Annotated in this window: 18 protein-coding genes and 2 pseudogenes; 9 read left to right on the plus strand and 11 right to left on the minus strand. The window is 74.2% G+C overall.

From position 1 onward, the window contains the following. Positions 1 to 654: 654 nt before the first annotated feature. On the minus strand, positions 655 to 1,323 hold the full coding sequence (locus ACRWND_RS11895) for an ABC transporter ATP-binding protein (protein ID WP_431948732.1): 669 nt from the start codon (positions 1,321 to 1,323) through the stop codon (positions 655 to 657). A gap of 309 nt (positions 1,324 to 1,632) precedes the next feature. Between ACRWND_RS11895 and ACRWND_RS11900 the strand changes: the two genes are divergently transcribed. From ACRWND_RS11900 to ACRWND_RS11915, 4 genes are all read left to right on the plus strand, one after another. Continuing rightward, positions 1,633 to 4,965, plus strand: a complete 3,333-nt coding sequence (locus ACRWND_RS11900) for an FtsX-like permease family protein (protein WP_431948671.1) — start codon at positions 1,633 to 1,635, stop codon at positions 4,963 to 4,965. A gap of 1 nt (position 4,966) precedes the next feature. Then, a complete protein-coding gene (locus ACRWND_RS11905; protein ID WP_431948672.1) occupies positions 4,967 to 7,723 on the plus strand; it encodes an ABC transporter permease in 2,757 nt (918 codons plus the stop codon). Then, positions 7,720 to 8,700 carry an ATP-binding cassette domain-containing protein gene (locus tag ACRWND_RS11910; RefSeq protein ID WP_431948673.1) on the plus strand — a complete coding sequence of 327 codons (981 nt, stop codon included), beginning with the start codon at positions 7,720 to 7,722 and terminating at the stop codon, positions 8,698 to 8,700. Before ACRWND_RS11905 ends, ACRWND_RS11910 begins: the two co-directional genes overlap by 4 nt. A gap of 153 nt (positions 8,701 to 8,853) precedes the next feature. Next, the gene (locus tag ACRWND_RS11915; RefSeq protein ID WP_431948674.1) at positions 8,854 to 9,840 is read left to right on the plus strand and encodes an NAD-dependent epimerase/dehydratase family protein; all 987 of its coding nucleotides are present in this window, start codon (positions 8,854 to 8,856) and stop codon (positions 9,838 to 9,840) included. 60 nt (positions 9,841 to 9,900) lie between these two features. On the opposite strand, the gene ACRWND_RS11920 is transcribed toward ACRWND_RS11915, so the two are convergent. Continuing rightward, on the minus strand, positions 9,901 to 10,722 hold the full coding sequence (locus ACRWND_RS11920) for a tyrosine-protein phosphatase (RefSeq protein WP_431948675.1): 822 nt from the start codon (positions 10,720 to 10,722) through the stop codon (positions 9,901 to 9,903). 147 nt (positions 10,723 to 10,869) lie between these two features. On the opposite strand from ACRWND_RS11920, the gene ACRWND_RS11925 reads away from it, so the two are divergent. Both ACRWND_RS11925 and ACRWND_RS11930 read left to right on the plus strand, forming a co-directional pair. After that, on the plus strand, positions 10,870 to 11,646 hold the full coding sequence (locus ACRWND_RS11925) for an enoyl-CoA hydratase-related protein (protein WP_431948676.1): 777 nt from the start codon (positions 10,870 to 10,872) through the stop codon (positions 11,644 to 11,646). 141 nt (positions 11,647 to 11,787) lie between these two features. Then, a complete protein-coding gene (locus tag ACRWND_RS11930) occupies positions 11,788 to 13,239 on the plus strand; it encodes an MDR family MFS transporter (protein WP_431948677.1) in 1,452 nt (483 codons plus the stop codon). Positions 13,240 to 13,578: 339 nt separating this feature from the next. Here ACRWND_RS11930 and ACRWND_RS11935 read toward each other — a convergent pair. Continuing rightward, positions 13,579 to 13,872, minus strand: a pseudogene (locus ACRWND_RS11935) (transposase); the annotation flags it as partial. A 442-nt stretch (positions 13,873 to 14,314) separates the two neighbouring features. Between ACRWND_RS11935 and ACRWND_RS11940 the strand changes: the two are divergent. Further along, positions 14,315 to 14,443: pseudogene (locus ACRWND_RS11940) on the plus strand (GNAT family N-acetyltransferase); the annotation flags it as partial. Here the strand turns inward: ACRWND_RS11940 and ACRWND_RS11945 are convergent. From ACRWND_RS11945 to ACRWND_RS11965, 5 genes are read right to left on the minus strand one after another with little or no spacing between them, the layout of a single operon-like run. Then, a complete protein-coding gene (locus ACRWND_RS11945; protein WP_431948678.1) occupies positions 14,392 to 15,531 on the minus strand; it encodes a lysylphosphatidylglycerol synthase transmembrane domain-containing protein in 1,140 nt (379 codons plus the stop codon). The pseudogene ACRWND_RS11940 and the gene ACRWND_RS11945 sit on opposite strands and share 52 nt — an antisense overlap. Beyond that, complete coding sequence (locus ACRWND_RS11950) at positions 15,528 to 16,379, minus strand: SAM-dependent methyltransferase (RefSeq protein ID WP_431948679.1); 852 nt, start codon at positions 16,377 to 16,379, stop codon at positions 15,528 to 15,530. The genes ACRWND_RS11945 and ACRWND_RS11950 overlap by 4 nt, the downstream gene beginning before the upstream one ends. Then, positions 16,376 to 17,500, minus strand: coding sequence for a glycosyltransferase family 4 protein (locus ACRWND_RS11955; protein WP_431948680.1), 1,125 nt, complete (start codon positions 17,498 to 17,500; stop codon positions 16,376 to 16,378). The genes ACRWND_RS11950 and ACRWND_RS11955 overlap by 4 nt, the downstream gene beginning before the upstream one ends. Further along, entirely contained in the window at positions 17,497 to 17,895 is a 399-nt protein-coding gene (locus ACRWND_RS11960) for a 6-pyruvoyl trahydropterin synthase family protein (RefSeq protein WP_431948681.1), read from the minus strand. Before ACRWND_RS11960 ends, ACRWND_RS11955 begins: the two co-directional genes overlap by 4 nt. Positions 17,896 to 17,919: 24 nt before the next feature. Beyond that, a complete protein-coding gene (locus ACRWND_RS11965) occupies positions 17,920 to 18,900 on the minus strand; it encodes a zinc-dependent alcohol dehydrogenase (protein WP_431948682.1) in 981 nt (326 codons plus the stop codon). 115 nt (positions 18,901 to 19,015) lie between these two features. Between ACRWND_RS11965 and ACRWND_RS11970 the strand changes: the two genes are divergently transcribed. Then, the gene (locus ACRWND_RS11970; RefSeq protein ID WP_431948683.1) at positions 19,016 to 19,864 is read left to right on the plus strand and encodes a CDP-alcohol phosphatidyltransferase family protein; all 849 of its coding nucleotides are present in this window, start codon (positions 19,016 to 19,018) and stop codon (positions 19,862 to 19,864) included. Here ACRWND_RS11970 and ACRWND_RS11975 read toward each other — a convergent pair. Then, positions 19,840 to 20,523 (minus strand): RibD family protein, encoded by a 684-nt coding sequence (locus ACRWND_RS11975; RefSeq protein WP_431948684.1) that lies wholly within the window; start codon positions 20,521 to 20,523, stop codon positions 19,840 to 19,842. The two genes, ACRWND_RS11970 and ACRWND_RS11975, sit on opposite strands and share 25 nt — an antisense overlap. Before the next feature lie 232 nt (positions 20,524 to 20,755). Then, complete coding sequence (locus tag ACRWND_RS11980) at positions 20,756 to 21,112, minus strand: MmcQ/YjbR family DNA-binding protein (RefSeq protein WP_431948685.1); 357 nt, start codon at positions 21,110 to 21,112, stop codon at positions 20,756 to 20,758. 166 nt (positions 21,113 to 21,278) lie between these two features. Between ACRWND_RS11980 and ACRWND_RS11985 the strand changes: the two genes are divergently transcribed. Then, positions 21,279 to 21,752 (plus strand): winged helix-turn-helix transcriptional regulator, encoded by a 474-nt coding sequence (locus ACRWND_RS11985; protein WP_431948686.1) that lies wholly within the window; start codon positions 21,279 to 21,281, stop codon positions 21,750 to 21,752. Positions 21,753 to 21,814: 62 nt separating this feature from the next. Here the strand turns inward: ACRWND_RS11985 and ACRWND_RS11990 are convergent, their stop codons facing one another. Further along, the gene (locus tag ACRWND_RS11990; protein ID WP_431948687.1) at positions 21,815 to 23,584 is read right to left on the minus strand and encodes an ABC transporter ATP-binding protein; all 1,770 of its coding nucleotides are present in this window, start codon (positions 23,582 to 23,584) and stop codon (positions 21,815 to 21,817) included. Between the last annotated feature and the right edge of the window lie 193 nt (positions 23,585 to 23,777).

The following is a 23,777-nucleotide window of genomic DNA, read 5'->3' on the forward strand; positions in this document are numbered from 1 at the left end:
AACACCACGCCGCGGGCAAGAAAGTCCCTCCGGGGCGGGGAGCGCCGGGCATGGGCCGGAGCGGGATGCGGTGGAAGGGGGCGCGCTGCGGGCCGCACATGGACGCCTCCAGGGCGGCCCGGGCGGCCGGTGGCCGGGGCGCGGTGGCCGGGGCGTGGTGGCCGGTGGCCGGGGCGCGGTGGCCCGGGCGCGGTGGCCGGGGCGTGGCCCGGGCGCGGTGGCCGGGGCGTGGCCCGGGCGCGGTGGCCGGATTCGATGCGGTCGGGGCCACACCGTGTGCGGGGAGACCGCGAGACCGGCCTTCGCGAAGGCCGCCGTCAGCCCCGTCGCGACGGCGGCCTCGCCGCTCCCCGAGGAGGGGCGGCGACGAGGAGCCGGGCTCCCCCCGCGACGCCCGCCCGCCCCGGCGGCTTCCGCCGCACTACCGCGTGCCGCACATCACACGGGGCGGCTGGCGGGCCGGCGGCATGCACACGGTGGTTTCCACACCGTGGCTCACGGCCCGTCCCGGCCGGCCCGCACGGCTCTCGGGCACGGGGCGCGGTGACCGGGGCGTTCACCGCGCCCGTGCCCGTGGGCGGAGCCGGTCGGCCCATGCCCAGGTCCGTTCAGTCGGTCCAGTCGGCTCAGGTCCGTTCAGTCGGTCCAGTCGGCTCAGTCGGTCACGACGTGGCCGTCGCGCAGTTCGAGGACGCGGTCGGCGAGGGCGATGAGCGTCGGGTCGTGGGTGGCGACGAGGGCGGTGACGCCTTCGCTGTGGACGACGGCGCGCAGGAGTTCCATCACGGCGCGCCCGGTGTCGGCGTCGAGCTGGCCGGTGGGTTCGTCGGCGATGATCAGGGCGGGGCGGTTGGCCAGGGCGCGGGCGATGGCGACGCGCTGCTGCTGGCCGCCGGACATCTCACCGGGGCGCTGCTCGGCGTGCCCCTCGAGGCCGACGAGGGAGAGCAGCAGGGCGACGCGTTCCTCGCGTTCGCGGCGAGGGGTGTTGCGCAGCCGCAGGGGGACGCCGACGTTCTCGGCGGCGGTGAGGATGGGCAGCAGGCCGAAGGACTGGAAGATGAAGCCCATGCGGTCGCGGCGCAGCGCGAGCAGTTCGCGTTCGCCCAGGCCGTCCAGGACGGTGCCGTCGACCGTGACCCGGCCGGAGTCGGGGCGGTCCAGGCCGCCGACGATGTTCAGCAAGCTCGTCTTGCCCGAGCCCGAGCGGCCCTTGAGCGCCACCAGCTCCCCCCGGCCCACGCTCAGGGACACGCCCCGCAGCGCGCGCACGGCCGTGTCCCCCGTGCCGAATGTGCGCACCAGGTCCTCGACCACGACCATCGCATCGGAGGCCGCACCGTCGCCCACAGGGCCTTCAGGTCGCTCCAGCAGTCCCTCGCTCATGGCGGTCAGCATAGACGGCACCCGACGGCACCATCGTTCACATACCCGTAATAAAGTCATGCTTAGATCGTGATCAACATCTGACCGTCTGCCCCCCGCACCCCGCCTTCGGGTGACAATGGGACATCCGCGCGAATGCCGCACGGCGCCGGGCGTAGGCTTCAGTTCTTTTTCACACCTCATCACTCCGCGGTGAGGTAGCCCAACACTCGCAACACATCGTTACGGGCGTCGAGAACGGGGGGCATGGTGCCGGGCTTCGTCTTGCTGCGCCTGCGCGCGCACCGGCTGCTACTCGCTGCCGCACTGCTGTCGATCCTTCTGACCACCTGTGCGGTGGCCTCATTGGCGGCGTTCAGCGGCGCGGTGGGGGACGCCGGACTCCGGCGGGCGCTGCAGGGACCATCGGCCGGCAGGACCCTGATCGACGTCACGTCGGACGTGTCGGGCAAGGACATCCAGCAGGTGGACTCCCGCGTGCGGGCGGCCGTCGCGCAGGGCTACGACGGCCTGCCGGTGCGCGTCTGGTCGAGCACCCGCTCGGCTTCGTACGGCTTGCCGACACATCTGCGCCCGGCAGGGGCCCCGCGGTCGGGCGACCCGGACCTCACTCTGCTCGCCAGCCTCGAGCGTTCACGGGTGACGCTGGTGGAAGGCGCCTTCCCGGACGCCCCGCGCCACGCAAACCCCGTGCCGGTGGCGCTGCCGGCGACCGCCGCCCGTTCCCTCGGCTTGCGGCCAGGGGACCAGATCACACTGGCCGACCGGCTCGGCGGACCGCCGCTACGGGTCCGGCTGACGGGTACGTACCGGCCCACCGACCCGAACGCCCTGTACTGGCGGCTCGACCCGCTGGCAGGGCGCGGCGTGCGGACGCTGTCCTTCACGACCTACGGTCCGCTGCTGGTAGACCCGAAGGCCTTCACCACGGGCGTCGTTCCGCCGGCCGAGATGGCGTGGATGGCCCGAGCCGACTTCGGGGCCATGACCACCGCCCGCATCGACCAGGTCGGTCAGGACGTCCGTCGGACGGTGAAGCAGCTGAGCGCCATGGACTCCGGTGCTGTCTCCGCCAGCAGTGAGTTGCCAGGCCTGCTCGCCGACGTGAAGGGAGGGCTCCTGGTCAGCCGGTCGACCCTGCTGATCAGCACGCTGCAGCTGGTGTTGCTCGCCACGCTGTCCCTGCTGCTCGTCGCGTCGCTGCTGGCAGGAGAACGGGCGGGCGAGATTGCGCAGTTGCGGGTCCGCGGCGGTTCGCGCGCCCTGACCACCGCCCTCTCCGCCGCCGAGGCGCTGCTCCTGGTGGTGCCCGCCGCGGTGGCGGGACCGCTCCTGGCGGGCTGGTTGGTGCGGCTGCTGGCCGGGCATGGCGCGCTGCCCCGGGCCGAGGTGCGTCTCCAGCCCTCCTTCACCACAGCCGCCTGGGTGGCCGTGCTGACAGCGCTGGCCTGCGCGCTCGTCGTGCTGGCGCCGTCGTTGCGGCGTTCGGGCCCGTATGCCCGGGAGCAGGCGGCCGCAACGAGGCGACGTGCGCTGCCGGCCGCCCTGCAGGCGGGCGCGGACCTCTCCCTGGTGGTTCTGGCTGCTCTGGCGTACTGGCAGCTCTCCGGCCGCGAAGCCGGGACGGGAGTGCTGAGCGCCGACACGTCGGGGAAGCTGGGGCTCGACCCGGTGCTGGTGGCAGCGCCCGCACTCTGCCTGCTGGCGGGAGCCGTCATGGCACTGCGTCTGCTGCCCCTGGCCGCGCGGCTGGGCGAGCGGCGGGCGGCCAGGAGCTCCGGGCTGTACGCCTCCCTGGTGGGCTGGCAGTTGTCGAGGCGCCCGGGACGCGGCGCCGGGTCGGCGCTGCTGCTGGTCTTCGCCGTCTCGCTCAGCATGTTCGCGATCGCCGAGAACAGCAGCTGGTCGCTATCCCAGCGAGATCAAGCCGACTTCGCCGTCGGCGCGGACATCCGCGTGGACGGCTCGTCGACGCCGCCATTCGGGCAGGGCGGCGTCTACGACCGCCTGCCGGGCATCAAGGCCGTCACCCCGGCCGGGCGCTCCACCGTCTCCTTGCCTCAGGACCGGAACGCGACCCTGCTGACCATGGACGCGCCGACTGCGGCCCGCGTGATGAGGTTGCGCGACGACTTGTCCACCACTTCCCTGACGGAGCTCACGAAGCCACTGCGCACGGACGAGGCCGAGGAGGGGAAGGACGGCTTCGCCCTGCCCGCCGACACGTCCCGGCTTCGCGTGACCGCCCGCGTCCAGGCGTCCCGCCCCGGCGGCCAGGGGCACTGGAGCGAGGTGACCGACGAGCTGTACGCGACCGTCGTCGACCGCTACGGCGTCCCCTACACCATCGCCCTGGGGCTCGTTCGCGCCGACGGGCGGCTCCGCACGCTGGAGGCGGACCTGAGCACCGAGGCAGGAAGGGCCGCCGGCGCGACGCCGGCCGGCCCACTGTGGGTCACCTCCTTCCGGGCCCGCTATCTGGTTCCGCCACGCAACGAAAACCACCGGCTCACTGTCACCCTCGTGGCCGGAGTGACTGCCGCCGGGAAGGTGGAAGCGGTTCCCGCTCCCACCGGTGCGACATGGACCGAGAACGCGGCGATGCAGGACCCCGACTTCCCGACGAACCCGGAGAACGGCTACGTCCCCTCCTCTGCCGAGCCGCCGCGCTCCGACGCGCGCACCCCGCTGGCCGTCGACTACCGGACCGGCGAGGCGCCCTATGAGTCTCGTGGCGGCGGGGCCGAGGCATCCGTCACGCTGCGCGCCGGTCCGCCACCACCGCAAGCACTCCCCGCGGTCGCCACGGACGCCTTCCTCCGGGCCGTCGACGCCGAAGTCGGCGCCGAGATGCCGCTGGAGGTGGCAGGCGTGCAGCTGAGGGTCAAGATCACCGGCGCGGTCCGCGCGCTCCCCACTACCGGGGACGGGTCCGCGGGCAACGGCGGAGGTGCGCTTCTCATGGACCTGGCAAGTATCGACCAGGCGCTGTCCTCCCAGAACGCAACGCCGCTGGAGCCGTCCGAGTGGTGGCTCGCGACGGAGCCGGGCGCCGCCGGGCAAGTGGCGAAGACGCTCCGCGACCGCGGGGACGTCACCTCCGTGCTGGTGCGCGAGGAGGCGCGGGCGGAGTTGGGCCGCGACCCGCTGGGCGCGGGTCCGCTGTCAGCGCTGCCGGCCACGGTGGTGGCCGCCACGGTGCTGGCGGCCGTCGGTTTCGCGGTGGCCTCGGTCGGCGCGGTCCGCGAGCGCTCCACGGAGTTCGCGGTGCTGCGGGCACTGGGCGTCAGGCAGCGATCGCTGGCCCGGGTGATCGCGGCGGAGCAGGGAATCGTGGTCGCGGTCGCGGTGGCGGTCGGCGTGGTGCTCGGCGGGTTCCTGACCCGGCTGATCGTTCCGTTGATCGTGCTGACCTCCGGGGCGCAGACGCCGGTCCCGGCCGTACGGGTGGAGTTGCCGGCCGGACCGCTCCTGCCGCTGATCGCCGCAGTGGCCGTGCTGCCATTGCTCGCAGTGGTCCTGACGGCGGTACGAGCGGAAGATCCGGCGCGGGCTCTGCGCCGGCAGGGAGGTGAGTGACGTGACCGCATCCCGAGTGCGCCGTCAGGAATCATGGACATGGGCCCGCCTGCGGGCCGCGCCCGGCGGGGCGCTCGCGCTGGCCGCGCTGGTGCTGGTCACCGCGTTCCTGGCTGCCGCGCTGCCGCGCACCGTCGACGCCTACGAGGACGCCGCGCTGCACGACATGCTCCGCCAGGCGTCCCTGCCCGACCGAAGCGTCAACGCCACCGTTGAGGTGCAGGTTCCCCCCGGGGTCGACGAGAACCCGTTCCCGGAGCGCGACCTGGCCGCCACGGAGAACGCGTTCGTCCACGCCGTGCGGCCGCCGCTGACGCTGGACGCCTCACAGGGGGTACACGGGGTCCGCAACGCCGACCCCGCGCGCGCCTCCGCCCCGGAACTGCCTCGTCCCAGCCGGAAGTACGACCCGCGCATGACGCTGGTGGCCCAGCCCCGCCTCCACGAAGCCGCGCGGCTCGTCTCCGGGCGTCTGCCGGGCACGGCGAAGCGTGCCGGAGACGTGGAGGCCGTGCTGACGGCGGACACCGCGAAGAGACTCGGTGTGCGTACGGGATCCACCATCCAGCTCCCGACGACCAACGGCGGCCTGCTCACCGTGCGGGTGACCGGGATCGTCGCCCCCCGTGACGCCGGCGCGGCCTTCTGGAACGCCGAGCCGGACCTGCGCTCCCCGACGCTCGTCACCGTCCCCGGGTCGTCGCGCAGCGACCCCGAGCACTACTGGCACTTCAGCGCGCTCATCTCGACGGACGCCTCGGCGAAGGTCCTCGAGCTGACCGGCGGTGCCCTGCTGTACTGGCACCAGCCGGTCGACGTCACCGAGCTCGCCGCCCACGACGTTCCGGCCCTGCTCGACCGCCTGACCTCCTTGACCGGCGGTCCCGACGCGCAACGGCTGCGCGACGTCACGGGGACACCGGGCTTCACCGTCGCGCCGGACGGCCTGGCCTCGCTACTGGCGCCGTTCGACCGCGAGCGGGCTGCGGCGTCCCCCCTGGTCCTGGTGGCCACATTGGGAGTCGGGTCCGTGGCGGGCGTGGTCCTGCTGATGGCAGGCGGCCTGATGGCGGCGCGCCGCCGCACCGAGGTCCAGCTGCTGCGGGTGCGGGGCGGCGGGCGCGCCGCGCTGGCCCTGCGTCTGCTCGGGGAGAACGCGCTGATCGTGCTGCCCTGCGCGGTCGCCGGGACGGCGCTCGCCCTGGTGCTGGTGCCCGCCGGCCGCTCCGGTATGGCGATCGCGGCAGGCGCGGTAGTAACAATGGTCGCCACACTCGCCTCGCCCGTAAGGACGATGGCGCTGTCCGGACGCTTCGGCCTTCCCGAGCGGGAGGACCTCGCCGAGGCACGCCCCTCACGCCGCCGTACGGTGGCCGAACTGACCATAGCTGTAATCGTGATCGCCACTGTGGTGGCGCTGCGACGCCGGGGCACAGCGGCCGGAGAAGCGGACCCGTTCACGGCAGCGGCGCCGGTTCTGGTGGCGGTGCTCGCCGCGCTGGTCCTGCTGCGTCTGTATCCGCTGCCGCTGCGGATGCTGGCCCGGCCGGCGGCCCGGCTGCGGGGTCCGGTGCTGCACTTGGGGCTGGCGCGAGCGGGCCGGACGTCCTCCTCGGCGGCGCTGCCGCTGCTGGCGCTGCTGGTGGCGCTCGCGGTGACGTCGTTCGGCGGCTCGGTGCTCGCCGGTGTGGAGGCCGGACGGGACCACGCCGCCATGCGGGCGGTCGGTGCCGACGCACGCATCGACTCGGTCAACGTCCTCCCGGCCGGCCTCGCGGAACGCGTGCGGAAGGTGAGGGGCGTGCGCCACATCACCTCGGTACGCGTCGAGACGGGGCTGTCGACGGTCCCGGCCGGCACGTCGTACTCTCTGGTCATCGTCGATCCCGTGGCATATGGCGAGCTTGTCTCTGCCACGGGGCTCGGCGCGCCCTTCCCGGCGAGGGCGCTCGCCGGTGGCGACGACGGGGTTCTGCCCGCTGTCGTCTCGCCCCGACTGGCAACGGAGTTCCGCAGAGCCGACGCGACGGTGCTCGCGTACGCGGGTGCGACAAAGGTTCGCGCGGTCGCTGTCCAGGACGAGACACCGGCCGTCTCCGGCGGCGAGTTCGTCATCGTCTCGGCGCCCGCCATGGCGCGGGCCCACGCGGACAAGCCCGCCGCTCTCCTGGACCCGACGACACTGTTCGCGACCGGACCGACGCTGGACGGGCGAGGCCTCAGCGCCCTCGCGCGGCAGAAGGACGCGGGGCTCACTGTGGCACTGCGGGCGCAGGAGCGGGCCCGGTTCGGCGGCTCGGCCCTGCAGTCCGGTGCGCGCGACGTCTACCTGGCAGCGGTGGCGGGCGCCGCCGGCTACAGCGTGCTCGCCCTTCTCCTGTCGCTGCTGCATCACGCGCCACAGCGCAAGGCGCTGCTGGCGCGCTTGCGGACCATGGGGATGACAGGCCCTGGACGGCAGTGGCTTGCGGTCCTGGACATGCTGCCGCAGGTTCTGCTGGGCGCGATCGGTGGCATCCTGGTCAGTCTGGCCACGGTGTCCCTGCTGCGTCCCTCCGTCGACCTGACCGCCCTGGCGTTCAACTCCCGCGCGACGAACGCGGACATATCGGGCGCGGTGCTGCGTATCGACACGGCCTCGCTACTGCTGCCGGCGGCCTTTTTGGTGCTGCTGGCCTGTGTGGTGCTGGCCGTTCAGGCCTGGCTGACGGGACGACGGGGAGAAGCCACCGAACTCCGGATAGGGGAACGATCATGAGTCAGGACACAACCGTGGGCGCCGAGCGCGACCGCGTCACGCTGGCGGAGCTGGAACGACGGGTCAACGAGAGCCGGGAGCAGCCCGCGTACGGGCACGACGCCCTGATCGTCTGCGACCGGCTGGTGCGGATCTTCACCGCGCAGGGCGTGGAGGTGCAGGCCCTGCAGGGACTGGACCTGCTGGTGCAGCAAGGCGAACTGATGGCCCTGGTCGGGGCGTCGGGCAGCGGGAAGTCCACCCTGCTGAACGTCCTGGCCGGGCTGGACACCCCCACCGCGGGGGCGGCCTCCGTGGCCGGCTTCGACCTGCTCGCCATGGACGCCCGCTCGCGCCTGCGCTACCAACGCGAGGTCGTCGGCTTTGTGTGGCAGCAGACCTCGCGCAACCTGCTGCCCTACCTGACGGCCCTGCAGAACGTCCTCCTGCCCATGCGTCTGTCCGGCCGGGTCAAGGGCCGCAAGGCACGCGTCGACCGCGCCACCGAACTGCTGGACATGATGGGCGTCGCCTACTGCGCCGACCGCCGCCCCCAGCAGATGTCCGGCGGCGAACAGCAGCGCACCGCCATCGCCGTCGCCCTGGCCAACCACCCGTCCCTGGTGCTGGCCGACGAGCCCACCGGGCAGCTGGACTCGGCCGCCTCCGAGCAGGTCTTCGGCGCGTTCCGCACCGCCAACAGGGAACTCGGCACCACGATCGTCGTCGTCACGCACGACCAGGCCGTGGCCGAGGCGGTCGACCGCACCGTCGCCATCCGCGACGGCCGCACCGCCTCCGAGGTCGTCCGCCGCACCAGCACCGACGATGAGGGCCGCACCACCGTGCACGCCAGCGAGTACGCCACCGTGGACCGCTCCGGCCGCCTCCAGCTGCCGCGCGACTTCACCCAGGCTCTCGAGATCCGCAACCGCGTCATGCTGGAGCTCGAACCCGACCACATCGCCGTCCGCCCCGACCGCCCCGTCGAGGACTGACGGTCCCCAGGGCGCCCACGCGTCCGGGGCCGCCCGCACCGCTCGCCGACCGCACCATGGTCTGCGGCGCCCGGGCGGCCCCGGACGCATATCCCGTTGCGCCCAGAGCGTGATCGCCCATGCCGGGCCGCGCGAGCGGGCACAGTGGCCGGTATGAGACTGCTGACGCTGGGTGGTACGGATTTCGTGGGACGCGCCGTCGTCGAGGCCGCACTCGAACGGGGCTGGGAGGTGACGGTGTTCCACCGCGGCAAGCACCAGGCTCCGCCCGGCGCCACCGCCCTGCTCGGGGAGCGCGGTGCCGAGGGCGGTCTCGCCGCCCTCGCGGACGGCGAGTGGGACGCCGTCGTGGACACCTGGTCGGGCGCACCCGCCGCCGTGCGGGAGACGGCCCGTCTGCTGGCCGGCCGTGCCCGGACGTACGCCTACATCTCCAGCCGCTCCGTGTACACCTATCCCGCGGCGGCCGGACTCGACGAGGACGGTCCCGTCGTGGACGCCTCCCCCGGCGACGGAGCCGACGTCGACTACGCCCGTGCCAAGCGCGGCGGCGAACTCGCGGCCGCCGAGTCCTTCGGCGAGCACGCCCTCCTGGTGCGCGCGGGCCTCATCCTGGGGCCCTACGAGAACATCGGCCGCCTGCCCTGGTGGCTCACCCGCATCGCCCGCGGCGGCCCCGTCCTCGCCCCCGGCCCGCGCGACCTGCCCCTGCAGTACATCGACGCCCGCGACCTGGCCGCCTGGGTCCTGGACGCCGCGCGGTCCGGCCTGGGCGGCCCCTACAACCTCGTCAGCCCGCCCGGGCACACCACCACCGGCGAACTCCTCGACGCCTGCGTCGCGGTGACCGGCTCGGACGCCGAACTGCGCTGGACCGCACCCGAGGCGGTGCTGTCCGCGGGAATCGAACCCTGGACCGAGCTTCCGGTGTGGCTCCCGCCGGGCGAGCTCCACGACACGCTGCACACCGGCGACGTCTCCCGCGCCCTGGCCACGGGCCTGCGCTGCCGGCCCGCCGCCGAGACCGTCGCCGACACGTGGGAGTGGATGCGTTCCCTGAACGGCGCGGCACCCCTGCGCCCCGACCGGCCGGCCGTCGGCCTCGACCCGGCGAAGGAGGCCGAGGCGCTCGGCCTGTGAGCGACGCCGGCCGGGGGGCGCCGGCCGGTCAGGGGCGCCGGCCGGTCAGGGGGCGGTCAGTCAGGAGCAGGTCGGTTCGGGGCGGGTCGGTCCGAGGCGGGTCTGGGCCGGGGCGACCAGGACTTCTTTCAGACGGGCGAGTTCGGCCGCCGTCAGGCCGCGGTCGCGCAACCAGCGGCCCGCGCCGCCGTGGGCGGTGTGAAGGGTGCTGAGGAAGCGGCGCATGACGCCCGGCTCGGAGGCCATGTAGGCATGCTCCACCGCGGGGAGGTCGCGATAGGAGGGGAAGCGGGTCAGGCGGGCCCGGAGGCGGACGACGCGCTGCGCGGTGAGCGCGTAGTCCGCGGCGATGGCCGTTGCGGAGACCCCCACCGCGTCGAGCAGCAGGGCCGCGAGCACGCCGGTGCGGTCCTTGCCCGCGGCGCAGTGGAAGACGACGGCGTGGTGGTCGGTGTCGGCGACGACGCGGGCCGCCGCGACCAGCGAATCGCCGCTGCCGTCGAGCAGTCCGAGGTAGAAGCCGGTCGTGTCGCCGTCGTCCTCGGTCATCGCGGGGACCGCGTCGGTCACCAGCGCCTGCACCCTGCTGACCGGCAGGTTCATCCGGCGCACAGCGGTGTCCGCCAGCAGGCCGTGCCCCTCGCAGGCGGCCTCGTCGGGGGCGCGCAGGTCGAGAACGGTACGCAACCCGTAGCGGCCGAGGAGTACTTCGACGTCCTGCGCCGTGGCCTCCTGGAGGGTACTGGCCCGGAAGACGACGCCGCGCCGGGTCGTGCCCCCGCCCCGCACGGGCAGACCGCCCAGATCACGGATGTTGTCGACCTCCGCCAGCTGAACCCAGCGCGGCAGCTCGTCGGTGACGTCGTCCTGCTCGGCCTCCACGGCGCCCTCCTCGTACGGTCCCTGGCACATCGTGCCGTGCGGCGGCCGCCCGGTCCACCGGCCGGACCCGCCGGCGTGGGGCGTGGCGGTATCGTCGGCTGGTCCCCGCGACCGCACGGGACGACCACCGACCGGAGGGTGCCCGCCATGGCCCGGCCCGAGCTGTCCGGGGAGCCGCCGGTGCGCACGGAGCGGCACGGCCGGGTGCTGCTCATCCGGATGTGCCGCGCGCACAAGCGCAACGCCGTGGACCGGCAGCTGGCCGGGGCGCTCGACACGGCGTTCAACACCCTGGAGGACGATCCGGAGCTATGGGCCGGTGTCCTCACCGGCTCCGGCGGCGTCTTCAGCGCGGGCAGCGACCTGGGCGCCATCGGCGACTACGTCACCGAGCGCGGCGGCGAGTACGGGCTGATCCGCCGTCACCGGCGCAAGCCGCTGCTGGCCGCCGTGGAGGGCGCCGCGCTGGGCGGCGGGATGGAACTGGTCCTCGCCTGCGACCTGGTGGTGGCCGCGTCGACCGCCCGCTTCGGGCTGCCGGAGGTGCGCCTCGGCCTCGTCCCCACCTGCGCGGGACTGTTCCGCGGCCCGCGCGCCCCGCCCGTCAACCTGGCCAGGGAGATGGTGCTGACCGGCGACTGTGTCGACGCCGCGCGAGCGCACGCCGCCGGCCTGGTCAACCGCGTCACCCCCGAGGGCGAGGCGCTCGAGGGCGCCCTCGCGCTCGCGGCGCGGATCTGCGAGAACGCCCCGGTCGCCGTCCAGGCGAGCCTGACGGCGATGGACGCCTGGCTGTCGGGATCCGACGAACTGGGCTGGCGGGCCACCGAGGAGGCGACCCGCACCGTGCTGGCCTCCGCGGACGCGCGCGAAGGCATCACCGCGTTCCGCGAGCGGCGCCCGCCCCGCTGGACCGGCCGATGAGCCACCGGTAACCGGCGGGTACACGCACCCGGGTGACTCCGGCGTGCGCCGCGCCGGGGGCCGGGCTTATCTGGAAGCCGTGACCGGTGTCGTCCGGAGCGGTCCGCCGCGCAGGAGGCGCCCCGAGTGAGGAGCTTCCTCTTGGCACGCAGGATTCCGCCGACCACCGCGGTCGCCGTGGTGTTCGTCGCCGCGCTGTTCATGGCGATCATGGACACCACCATCGTCAACGTCGCCGTGCCGGCCATCGGTGAGGACTTCGGCGTGCCCGCCTCGGGGCTGGGCGGCGTCAACATCGGCTATCTGGTCAGCCTGGCCGTGTTCATCCCCGTCGCCGGATGGCTCTCCGACCGGTACGGCACCCGCCGGGTGTTCCTGGCCGCGCTGGTCGCCTTCACCGGCGCGTCGGCGCTGTGCGCCATGTCGACCAGCCTGGAACAGCTCACCCTGTACCGGATCCTGCAGGGCGCCGGCGGCGGCCTGCTCGTCCCGGTCGGCCAGACGATGCTCTTCCGGGCCTACCCGCCCGCCGAGCGGATCAAGGCGCAGCGCGCGCTGATGGTGCCGACCGCGATCGCCCCGGCCGTCGGCCCGGTGCTGGGCGGCTGGCTGTGCGACGCCGTGTCCTGGCACTGGGTCTTCCTGGTCAACCTGCCCGTGGGGGCGGCGGCCGTCGTCTTCGGCCTCCTCTTCCTGCCGGACTACCGGCTGGACCGCCCCGGGCGCTTCGACCTCCTCGGCTTCCTGCTGGCCGGTGGCGGCCTCTCGCTGACGCTGTACGCGCTGGCCAACGGCGCCGGCGACGGCTGGGGCACGACGGGCATCCTCGTGCCGCTGCTCCTGGGCGTCGCGGCGCTGGGCGCCATGGTGCTGGTGGAACGGCGGATCCGCATGCCCATGCTCGACCTGGAGCTCTTCAGGGACCGGCTGTTCCGGGCCAACACCATCGTGATGTTCCCGCTCAGCGCCGTCTTCCTCGGCACGGTGTGGCTCTACCCGATGTTCCTTCAGGAGGCGCTGGGTTTTGACGCCTTCGAGAGCGGCCTGGCGACCTGGCCGGAGGCGGTGGGCGTGATGGCCGCCGCGCAGATCGCCCCGCGCCTGTACCGGCGGATCGGGCCGCGCTGGCTCATGGTGGGCGGTTCGGCCGGGATGGGCGTCTGCGTGGCGGTGATGACCGGGTTCACCACGGCCACGTCGCCCTGGGTGCTGCGCGGGGTGCTCTTCGTCCTCGGCTACTGCATCGGGCACGTCATGATGTCGGCGCAGAACGCCGCCTTCGCCACCATCCCCGGCCCCTCGACCGGCCGGGCCGCGACCGTGTTCAACATGCAGCGGCAACTGGGAGGTGCCTTCGGGACGGCCCTCATCGCCACGCTCCTCACGGCGGTCGGCACGACGACCGTGACGGCGGGCGCCACCACGGCCAACCTGAGCGCCTACTACGCCGGTTTCGTGCTCTGCACGGGCCTGGCCCTCGTCTCCGCGGTCGCCGCCCTCTTCGTCTCCGACAAGGACGCGCTGGGCGTCGAGAGGCCCGGCCGGGGCCGCCACGCCCGCACCGGCAAGGCCGCGGCCTCGCCCGCCTCGTGAGGAGCGACCGGTCCGGTTCACTTGCTCAGCAGGGACCGAGCGGTCTCCTCGACCTGCCGGGCCTGGTCGTCCGTCAGGGGTACAGCTCGGCGGGCAGCGCTGCAGCGTGGGCGGCCGCCCCGTCGGGCGGCGGGACATCGGACGGCGGCTCGGCACCGGTCAGGACGGCCAGGTCCACGACGGGGATGCCGAGCACGGCCGCGAACCCGCCGAGCGGTTTCCGGGGTCAGCTCCTCGCGTCCGTGCCCCACCGCACCGCTCGTGGACGCCGTGAGGCACAGGCCCTTTACTGATCGTTTCAGAATGAGGTTCAGCAGGCGGCGGAGCATGTGAGGGGCAGGCCAGTTCGAGCAGCACGTGGTGGAGGTCGACGCGTTGTTCGTAGCGGGTGCGGAGCCGTTTGAACTGGTGCAGCCAGGCGAAGGCGCGCTCGACCACCCAGCGCACCTTGCCCAGTCCTGAGCCGTGGACGACACCGCGTCGGGCGATCATGGGCTTGATGCCGCGCTTCCACAGCATGCGGCGGTACTTGTCGAAGTCGTAGCCCCGGTCGGCGTACATACGCCGGGGCTTGCGGCGGGGACGTCCGCGCAGACCCCGGATCGGTGGGACCGCGTCCCGCAGTGGCAGAAGCCCCCGGGACGCCGGCCCAGCGTCAGCGCCGGCCGCCGCGGCGCGGCCGTTTCGGGCGCCACGGGACCGCACTCGACGCCGCCGAGGCCGAGGCCGTGGTGGCGCATCAGCCGTGCCATCGGCGCGCCGACATGCGAGGGACCCGTCATACGGGCAGCCTCCGCGGCCTGCCATCGAGGCATGCCCCGACTCGAACGCCTCCGCCCCGACCACGCCCCCGCGCTCCTGAAGTTCGAAGAGGAGAACCGGGCGTACTTCGCCGCGTCGATACCCGACCGGGGCGACGCCTACTTCGCGCACTTCGACGAGCGGCACCGGGCGCTGCTCGCCGAGCAGGAGGCCGGGCTCTGCCACTTTCACGTCCTGGTTGACGCCGTAAGGCGACGGCGACGGCGACGGCGACGGCGACGGCGGGATCCTGGGCCGGGTCAACCTGGTCGACGTGGCGGACGGGGCGGCCGAACTGGGCTACCGGATCGCCGAGAGCGCGGCCGGACGGGGCCTCGCCACCCACGGGGTTCACGAGGTGTGCGCCCGAGCCGCCGGGGAGTACGGGCTGACCGCGCTGTGGGCGGCGGCCACGCTCGACAACGCCGACTCGCGCGCCGTGCTGACCCGTCCCGGGTTCGTCTCCGTCGGGACGGTCGAACTGGACGGCAGGCCCTGGCTCCGGTTCGTCCGCGATCTGGGCAGCGGGACGGCGCCCTCCGCCGCCGGCTGACAGCGGGAGGCCAGGGCGCGCAGGGCCGGAAGGGCCGGCACGGCGATGCCGGGGAGGCTCGAGACGAGGATGAGCACGCCGTACACGACGGCGGTCCGCAGGCCCTGTTCGGCGCCCAGGCCCGCGGCGCCGAACGCCAGCGTCGCCGCCGCCTCCCGAGGGCCCCAGCCACCGATGTTGACGGGGAGTCCCATCACCAGCAGAGCCAGGACCAGCGGCGGTACGAGCGCGTCGACCGGCGCCGACGAGCCCGCGACGCGGGCCGCGACGACGAACAGGGCGACGTGGCCGGCGAGTCCCGCCGCGGACAGCGTGAGGACGCCGGGCCAGGTGCCGCGGTCGAGCAGCGCGCAGCGGACGTCGGCGAGCCCGGCGGTCAGCGCCCGCCGCCCCTGGGCGCCGCGCCGCCACAGCAGCCACCCGCCGAGGACCGCCAGCACCGCGAGCGCGGCGGCCGCGGCCTTCGCGGCGTCCCAGCCCGGCATGAGGTCCCCGGCGACGGCCTCGAGCAGGGAGGTGTGGGTCAGCAGGACCACGCCGCCGACGGCCATGACGACGACCTGGCCGCCGGCCCGCTCCAGGACCACGGCCCGTACGCCGCGGCCGACGTCGCCGGAGTGCCGGCCGTGCCGGACGGCCCGCTCGACGTCGCCGAGCACACCCGCCGGGAGCACCGCGTTGAGCAGCAGCGCACGGTAGTAGTCGGCCACGGCCCTGGACAGGCGGAGCCGCAGGCCCAGTCGGCGGGCGACCAGGCACCAGCGCCAGGCGCTGCACACGGTGGTGAACAGGCCGATGGCGAGGGCCGCGAGCACGGCGGGGCCGTCCACGACCCGCAGGCCGTCGACGAACGCGCCGGCGCCGAGCCGCCACACGAGCGCGGCGAGGATGCCCGCGCCGGTCAGCAGCCGCAGCCAGGCCCACAGCCGCCGCTTCACCGGCCCTCCCCTGCGGGCAGGGCGAGCAGGTCGCCGTGGCGGACGACGGCGGTCAGCCGTCCGGCCGCGCAGTCCGCGAGCCGGCGGCGCAGGTAGGGCTCCGCGGCGCCGGCCAGGCCGGGCTCCTGCTCGACTGCGGCGCCGACCCAGCCGCGCAGCCACTGCGCGGTGAGTGCGGACCGGTCCGCGCCGAGCCGCCAGGGGCTGGGCCGGGTCGTGACGGCGGCGCCGTACCGGGTGAACGCCCGGGTGGCGGCGGCGAGGGCGTCGGGACCGAGCAGTGCCCGGCCGCCGGCGCTTCGCCGCTGGTGCGCGTTGAAGGCGGCGGCGATGGCCGCGTCAAGCGGGTCGGGCGGCCCGAGTTCCACCTCGCCGACCACGCTGAGGCCGAAGAGCACGGGGACCCCGGCGGCGGTGCAGGTCGCGGCGAGCGCGTCGACCTCGTCGGCGGTGAGCAGGTCCAGCAGCGCGGAGGCGGTGACGAGCGACGTCCCGGCCAGGTCGTCCGCCGTGAGCCTCGTGAGGTCGCCCTCGTGCGTCTCGGCCGTGACGGGACTTCCTCCCGCCGTGCGGCCGGTGAGGCTCGCCGCCGCCAGGGCGAGCAGAGCGGGGTCGTGGTCGTGGAGGATCCAGTGCTGCGGTCCGGGCAGCCGTCCGCTGAGCCAGCGGCCCATGGAGCCGGTGCCGCAGCCGAGGTCGCGCAGGACGAGCGGGCCGCTGCCGCGGGACGTGCCCGCGAGGTGCTCGCGCAGCGGCCCGAGGAGGTCCGCGGCACGCGCCGCGGCGTCGGCGCCCTCGCGCAGGGCGAGCCAGTGCGGAGGGAAGGCGGCGGTCTCGGACGGGGTCATCGGGTTCCCTCCCGCAGCAGTTCCAGCACCGTGGCCATCTCCCGAGCGGCATGCTCCCAGCCGCGCAGCGTCGCACGCCGCAGGCGTGCCGCCGCCCGCAACCGGCCGCGCGCCCCGGCGTCGTCCAGCCAGCGGCGCAGCGCCGCGGCGAGCGCGGCGGCGTCCCCCGGCGGGACGAGGACCCCGGGTGGTGTGCCGTCCGGCGCCAGGCCCAGAGCGTCGGGCACTCCCCCGGCGGTGGTGGCCAGGACCGGGGTGCCCCGCATCAGGGCCTCGGTGACGACCATGCCGTACGTCTCGGCGCGGGAGGGCAGGACGAGCAGGTCGGCGGCGGCGTACTCCGCCGCGAGGGACTCGCCGGTGAGCGGGCCGGTGAGGTGCACGCGGTCGCCGAGGCCGTACCGGCCGATCAGTTCGCGCACCCGGGCGAGGTGTTCGCCGCTCCGGCCGTACGGGCCCACGCAGCGGCAGGTCCAGGGCCGGTCGGCGACCGCGGCCAGGGCCTCGGCCAGGACGTCGTGCCCCTTGCGCGGGGTCAGCGAGGCGACGCACAGCAGCCGCGTCCCGCCGTCGGTGCCGGAGGCGAGCGGCGCGGGGTCGGTGCAGGGCACGACGGTGTGCACCCGGCCCGCCGGCAGCGCGTGCCGTTCGGCGATGCGCCGGGCCGCCCAGGGACTGGTGGTGACGACGGCGGCCGCGGCACGCAGGGTCCGGCGTTCCAGGGCGTCGAGTGCGCGGGCCGCCGCGGGGTCGAGGCCGGTCTCGTCGGCGAGCGGCAGGTGCACCAGGACGGCGGTGCGCAGCCGGTGCGTGTGCGGGACGACGACCTCGGGGACGCCGCAGGCCACGAGCCCGTCGAGGAGGACGGCGGCGCCGTCCGGCACCGCCGCGAGCGCCCTTGCCAGTGCCTGCCGTGACGCGCTGTCCGGATACGGCCACGCACCGCGCACGGCCAGTTCCCGCAGCGGCCGGCCCGCCGCGGCCAGGCTCTGGCTCAGGCGGCGGTCGTAGACGTTGCCGCCGCTGGGCGTGGTGGCGTCGTCGACGTCGCCCGGGAGAACGGCGTACGCGGGGGCGGCCCCCGCCGGAGCGGGGGCGGCCGGGCGTGCGGGGCCGCTCACAGGGAACGCTCGTAGCTCGCCCAGGCGACGTGCGACTCGTGCAGGGTGACGCTGATGCCGGTCAGGCCGTGTGCGCCCGCCCCGAGCCTGCCCGCGGCCACGCGGTCGGCCAGGCGGTCGGCGATGACCTTGGCGAGGAACTCGGTGGAGGTGTTGATCCCGGTGAAGTCCGGATCGTCGTCGAGGTTGCGGTAGTTGAGCGCGGCCAGGACCGCCTTCAGCTCCTGGGTCGCCAGGCCGATGTCCACGACGATGTTGTCGGCGTCGAGTTCCGGGCGGCGGAAGGTGGCGTCCACCAGGAAGGTGGCGCCGTGCAACCGCTGGGCGGGACCGAAGACCTCGCCTCGGAAGCTGTGGGCGATCATGACGTGGTCGCGGACGGTGAGACTGAACACGCGGGGACACCCTTCGCCGAAGGACTAACCGGTTCGGTAGGCAATACGGTGGCAGAGCCCGGAGCGTTCACCGCCCGCGATCCGCCGCATCAGCGCGGGCAGTTCCTCGAAGTCGCTCTCGTCTGTGACGAGGGCGTCGTAGAGCGGGTCGGCGAGCAGGCGCAGGGCCAGTGCCATCCGGTCCGCGTAGGTGCGCCGGGTGCGCCGCGAGGGTGAGACGGTGCCGACCTGGCTGCTGCGCACGACCAGGCGGCGGGAGTGGAAGGCCTCGCCCAGCGGCAGGCCGACCCGCCGGTCGCCGTACCAGCTGAGCTCGACGACGGTGCCCTCCGGTTCCAGCAGTTCCAGGCAGCGGGCGAGCCCCGCCTCGGTGGCGCTGGCGTGGACGACCAGGTCGCAGCCGCCCTCCGCCGTGTCGGGGTGGGCGAAGCCGACGCCGAGCGCCTCCGCGACGGCGGCACGGGAGGGGTCGACGTCCACGAGCTGCACGCGCGCGCCGGGCACGCCCGCGAGGACGGCGGCGACGCTGGAGCCGACCATGCCGGCGCCGACCACGGCGATCCGGTCCCCGATCTGCGGCGCCGCGTCCCAGACCGCGTTGACCGCGGTCTCCACGGTGCCGGCCAGCACCGCGCGGCCCGCCGGGACGTCGCCGGGCACGGGCGTCACGGCGGTGGCCGGGACGACGTAGCGGGTCTGGTGCGGGTAGAGGCAGAACACGGTGCGGCCGAACAGCGCGGGCGGCCCCTGCTCGACCACCCCCACGTTGAGGTAGCCGTACTTCACCGGCCCCGGGAACTCGCCTTCCTGGAACGGCGCCCGCATCGCCCGGCGCTGACTCACGGGCACCCCGCCGCGGAAGACCAGGGTCTCGGTGCCGCGGCTCACCCCGGAGTACAGGGTGCGCACCAGCACCTCCTCCGGGCCGGGCTGCGCCAGGGCGACCTCCCGGATCTCGCCCTCACCCGGTTCGCGAAGCCAGAACGCACGCGCCGAACGCTCCACCGCTTTCCTCCGTACTCCATGCCGGGCGATTGGTACCCGCCGTCCGGGTGGGCCGGGCCCGTACCGTACGCGGCTGTGCCGCCCGGGCGACAGGTAGGGACGTCTCATGGCCCTGATGACCGTTGGATCGCAGTTCCGCGGGGGCACCGCCGGCCGGGGGCAGGCCGGGGCGGCGGCGGCGCAGCTGGCGCTGCTCGCGGCGCTGTGGGCCGCCGTGGGCCTGGACGCCGCCGGGTGGCTCGCCGGGATGGGCTGCGCGGCGGGCACCTTCGCGCTGCTGACCGCGGGCCTGCGGCGGGCGGGACGGCGCTCGCTGGGCCCGGCCGACCAGGTCACCCTGACCCGTGCCGTCCTCGTCGGTGGTGTGACAGCCATGGTGGCGGGAGGTGTGCCGGACGGCGCGCCGCTGCTCACCGGGCTGACCGCGGTGGCGCTGGCGCTCGACGCGGTGGACGGCAAGGTCGCCCGGCGCACGGGCACGGCTTCCGCCCTGGGCGCGCGCTTCGACATGGAGGTCGACGCCTTCCTGATCCTCGTGCTCAGCGCACGGCTCGCCCTCACGCTGGGCCCGTGGGTGCTGGTGATCGGTGCGATGCGCTACGCCTTCGTCGCGGCGGCGTGGGTGCTGCCGTGGCTCGGGGCGCCCCTGCCGCCGAGCCTCGCGCGCAAGACGGTGGCGGCGCTGCAGGGCGTCGTCCTGCTCGTGGCCTGCTCGGGGCTCGTGCCCGGCGGCGTCTCGGCGGCCCTGACGGTGCTCGCGCTGGCCTCGCTGATGTGGTCGTTCGGCCGCGACGTGTGCTGGCTGCGGCGCCACCGCCCGGGCCCGCGGTGCGCCGAGGGCGGCACTGCGGCCGCGGCCGGCGGCGCGGCGGAGGAGCCTCGTGCGCCGGCGCCCTCGTCCACGGGCGGCCGGGACCCCCGCCGACCTGGCCACCGCCGTCAGGCTTCCTGCCGCGGCAGGTAGCGCAGCAGCACCACATCGCCGATCTGCCGGGTCTCGGCGAGCGTCATCCGCCGCCGGGGGTTCTGCGGGAAGGCCGCGGGGTGCACCATGCGCGGGGCGCCGGCCTGGCCGACGAAGAACGGCGCGTACACCAGGTGCAGTTCGTCGACGACTCCGGCGCTGAGGAACATGGTGTGGACGACTCCCCCGCCCTCGACCATGAGCCGCTCGACGCCGCGCCGGGCGAGGTCCGCGAGCAGGATCCGGACGTCCAGCGGCTCGCCGGCGCCGACGACGGTGCAGACGCGGCCCAGGCGTCCGCTCACGCGGTCGCGCGCGCCGGAGGTCGTGTAGACGACCTTCTCGCACTCCCCCGTGGTGAAGAACCGGGCGCCCGGGTCCAGCTTGCCGCTCTGCGTGACCGTGGCCTTGACCGGTGTCGGTGACAGTCCCGCGCGGACCCGCCGCCGGCGGCGCTCGGCGGAGCAGACCAGGAGCCTCGGGTCGTCCGACCGTATGGTGTTGGCCCCCACGAGGATGGCGTCCACTCCCGCGCGCACCTCGTCGATGCGGTCGAAGTCCTCGGCGTTGGAGAGCAGCAGCCGGGTCGTGCTCGTGTCGTCCAGGTATCCGTCCAGCGAGGAGGCCGCGGACAGCAGTACGTACGGGCGCGATCGCATGGGACCACAGTGCCGCACAAATGCGTTCGCGGAATCCGGAGGTTCCGTAAGTCGCACGGTGGCTTCCGGATCGGCGAAGGGTCCCGCCGGTCATCGTGCGGCCTGGCCGGTCGGCCGTCGGCCCCGTCGGTTCGTCACACCACCGAGGGGCCGTCGGAGCCGTCGGACGTCGTCTCCGGCCGAGGGCGAGGTCGTCGGCCCGCGGGCACGCACACGGTCGGGAGCCCCGTCCTCACCCGCCGGCGGCCGGGGCCGGGCCGGCCGCCTCGGCGAGCCGCGGGGGCGCGGCCTGCTGCCAGGAGTCGGCGACGATGTCCCGCAGCTCGTCCATGTCGTCGAGGGTGGCGAGCCGGACCCGCACCCAGTTCGACCCGGCCTCGTGCGGCGGCACCCAGAACTTCTCCGGTTCGGCCGCGATCAGCTCGCCCCGCTCGTGCGCGGGGCAGCGCACCGCGAAGGACGACTCGTCGTCGGGCAGCGTCAGGAACATCTTCCCGGCGACCCGGAACGTGGGCATGCTCCAGGCCTCCTTCTCCACCGTCTCGGGCAGCGAGAGGGCGATGCGTCGGACGTCTTCGGAATCGGGCATGCGCCTACGGTAACCACCGCCTCCGACAACGGCCGGGGCGCTCCTCTCCTGGGCGGAGGGCTGGATAGTAAGAGGAAACCTAGGTGTACACTGTCCTTCCGCCACGACGCGGACGCAGCGACGTGGCCCAGCGGTGAGCGCATCGTTCAGGAGGTGGTGAGCGGACATGGCACGCCAGGTGTCCGGCCCCGAGGAGGACCAGCCGGCCTGCTCCATCGAACGAAGCCTGCAGGTCCTCGGTGAGCGCTGGTCCCTGCTGGTGCTGCGCGAGATCTTCGCCGGACGGCACCGCTTCGCCGAGATCCAGGCCTCACTCGGGATCGCGCCCAACCTCCTCAGCACCCGGCTCAAACTCCTCGTCGAGGCCGATGTGCTGTGCACCCGCACGTACCAGGAGCCGGGCAGCCGGCAGCGGCAGAGCTACCACCTGACGGACGCGGGGCGGGAACTCGACATCGTCATGGCCTCCCTGCAGCAGTGGGGCGACCGGCACCGGCCGCGTCCGTCCGGCCCGTCCGTGCGCCGGCGTACGCACTCCACCGGTCAGGCCGTCCGTGTCGGCTTCCTCACCGACGACGGGCGCGAGGTGCCCCGCTCGGACGTGCTCGTGACCGCGATGCGGCCCTCCGGGGCCGCCTGACCGGCTGGTGCTGCACGGGTGACCGGCGGGCCCGGTCACCCGGCTTGGTTCCCCGGCCTGGTTCAGCGCAGGTCGGCCCGTTCGGCTGTGTCGTCGAGGAAGCCGCCCGACTGGTGCTGCCACAGCTTGGCGTAGGCGCCGTCCACCGCGAGCAGCTCCTGGTGGGTGCCCTGCTCGACGATGCGCCCGCGGTCCAGGACCACCAGTCGGTCCATGCCGGCGACGGTGCTCAGCCGGTGCGCCACCACGAGTGCCGTGCGCCCCTCCATCAGCCGCCACAGCGCCTCCTGGACGAGGATCTCGCTCTCCGAGTCCAAGGCGCTGGTCGCCTCGTCAAGCAGCAGGACCGGCGCGTCGCGCAGGATCGCCCGGGCGAGCGCGACCCTCTGCCGCTGTCCGCCCGAGAGCTTGATCCCGCGCTCGCCGACCATGGTGTCGAAGCCTTCGGGCAGCGCGTCGGCGAACTCCGTGACGTGGGCGGCCTGGGCCGCGCGGCGGATCTCGCCCTCGGTGGCGTCCGGGCGGGCGAAGGCGATGTTGTCCCGCAGTGAGCGGTGGAACATCGCCGGGTCCTGCGGTACGTAGGAGATCAGGCTCCGCAGATCGGCCTGGCGCAGTCGGCTGATGTCCTGCCCGCCGATCAGGATCCGGCCGCCGTCGATGTCGTTCATCCGCAGGAGCAGCCGAGTGAGCGTGGTCTTGCCACCGCCCGACCGGCCCACCAGCCCGACCCTGGCGCCGCTGGGCACGGACAGGTCGAGCTTCTCGAAGAGCGGCTCCGCGCCGCCGTGGGCGAAGGTCACGTGCTCGAAGCGGATGTCGGCGCTCCCGGACCGCAGCGGCTCCGGGGCAGGCGGGTCGAGCACGGTGGGCGGCTCCAGCAGCAGCTCGGTGAACTGCGCGGCCTCCGTCATCGAGCTCTCCAGACGGCGGTAGATCTGGTTGAACTCGAACATGATCCGCGTCGCGTTGGAGTAGTAGGTGAAGGCGACCACGACCGCCTCGACACCGTGTGTGCCCGCGCCGAGAGTGACGGCGAGCAGCAGGCCGAGCGCGTTGGTGAGCACGGACAGCGGCGCGACCAGGGTGTCGATGCGGAGGTTGCCGTAGTCCCACGACGTGAGCGTGAGCCTGCGCGACTCGGCGACACGCGAGCGGTGCTCGGCGGCCTCGCGATCCTCCGCGGCGAACGCCCGGACGGTGTCCATGTTCATCAGGCTGTCGGCGACGTGCCCGGACACCCGGGCGATCGCCTCCTCGCGCCGGCGGACGAGCGCCTGACGCCGGCGGATGAGAGGCGCCACGCACAGCGCGGTCACCGCGATCATCGCCAAGAGGCCGACCACCAGCAGCGGTTCGTAGGCCCACAGCACGACCGACCCGAAAAGCAGGGGGACGAAGCTGCCCAGGACGTTGAAGGTCAACGTGTCGACGAACTCCTCGAAGCGCGAGGCGAAACTCAGCACCCGCTTGGTGAGGGACCCGGCGAAGTTGTCGTGGAAGAACGCCGCGTCCTTGGCGAAGAGCTCGTCCATGCCGACGACGTACAGGTGCTCGATGCCGAGGGCGTCGACGCGGTTGAGACAGTGCAGGCCGATCCGCCACAGCGTCTCGGCGACCAGCAGGACGCCCGCGAAGGCCAGGACGTAGGGCAGGGTCGAACCCAGTCCGGGGGCGGTGCCGTCGACGAAGCCGCCGACGAGCTTCGCGACGACCAGCGGCGCGAGGTAGTTGATGCCGATGTTGCCGAGGGCCGGCAGCAGCATCGCCGGCAGCGTCAGCCACCGCAGCCGGGCCAGCTCCCTCCCGTAGTGGCGAAGTGCCAGGAGCACCGGGCCCCTGGGCGACCGGAACCTGCGAGTTTCAGGCGATCCCATGTCCACCCTGCGCGGTCGTGCGGCGCACTGCCGCGAACGTCTCGGAAACGGCCGCTGCCGCCCTCCGCGGCGCGGCGCCGTGTCGGGCCGGCTGCCCTCGCGGCTCTCGACGGCGCCGGCGTGCGGTGAGCGGGCGGTCCGAAGCTCG

Source organism: Actinacidiphila sp. bgisy167, from assembly GCF_965342175.1.
Classification (GTDB): Bacteria; Actinomycetota; Actinomycetes; order Streptomycetales; family Streptomycetaceae; genus Actinacidiphila.

Excerpts from the sequence above, each read along its gene's own strand:
- ACRWND_RS11895 (WP_431948732.1), bottom strand. The coding sequence starts at position 1,323 with ATGGTCGTGGTCGAGGACCTGGTGCGCACATTCGGCACGGGGGACACG.
- ACRWND_RS11900 (WP_431948671.1), top strand. The coding sequence starts at position 1,633 with ATGGTGCCGGGCTTCGTCTTGCTGCGCCTGCGCGCGCACCGGCTGCTA.
- ACRWND_RS11910 (WP_431948673.1), top strand. The coding sequence starts at position 7,720 with ATGAGTCAGGACACAACCGTGGGCGCCGAGCGCGACCGCGTCACGCTG.
- ACRWND_RS11915 (WP_431948674.1), top strand. The coding sequence starts at position 8,854 with ATGAGACTGCTGACGCTGGGTGGTACGGATTTCGTGGGACGCGCCGTC.
- ACRWND_RS11925 (WP_431948676.1), top strand. The coding sequence starts at position 10,870 with ATGGCCCGGCCCGAGCTGTCCGGGGAGCCGCCGGTGCGCACGGAGCGG.
- ACRWND_RS11950 (WP_431948679.1), bottom strand. The coding sequence starts at position 16,379 with ATGACCCCGTCCGAGACCGCCGCCTTCCCTCCGCACTGGCTCGCCCTG.
- ACRWND_RS11970 (WP_431948683.1), top strand. The coding sequence starts at position 19,016 with ATGACCGTTGGATCGCAGTTCCGCGGGGGCACCGCCGGCCGGGGGCAG.
- ACRWND_RS11975 (WP_431948684.1), bottom strand. The coding sequence starts at position 20,523 with ATGCGATCGCGCCCGTACGTACTGCTGTCCGCGGCCTCCTCGCTGGAC.
- ACRWND_RS11980 (WP_431948685.1), bottom strand. The coding sequence starts at position 21,112 with ATGCCCGATTCCGAAGACGTCCGACGCATCGCCCTCTCGCTGCCCGAG.
- ACRWND_RS11985 (WP_431948686.1), top strand. The coding sequence starts at position 21,279 with ATGGCACGCCAGGTGTCCGGCCCCGAGGAGGACCAGCCGGCCTGCTCC.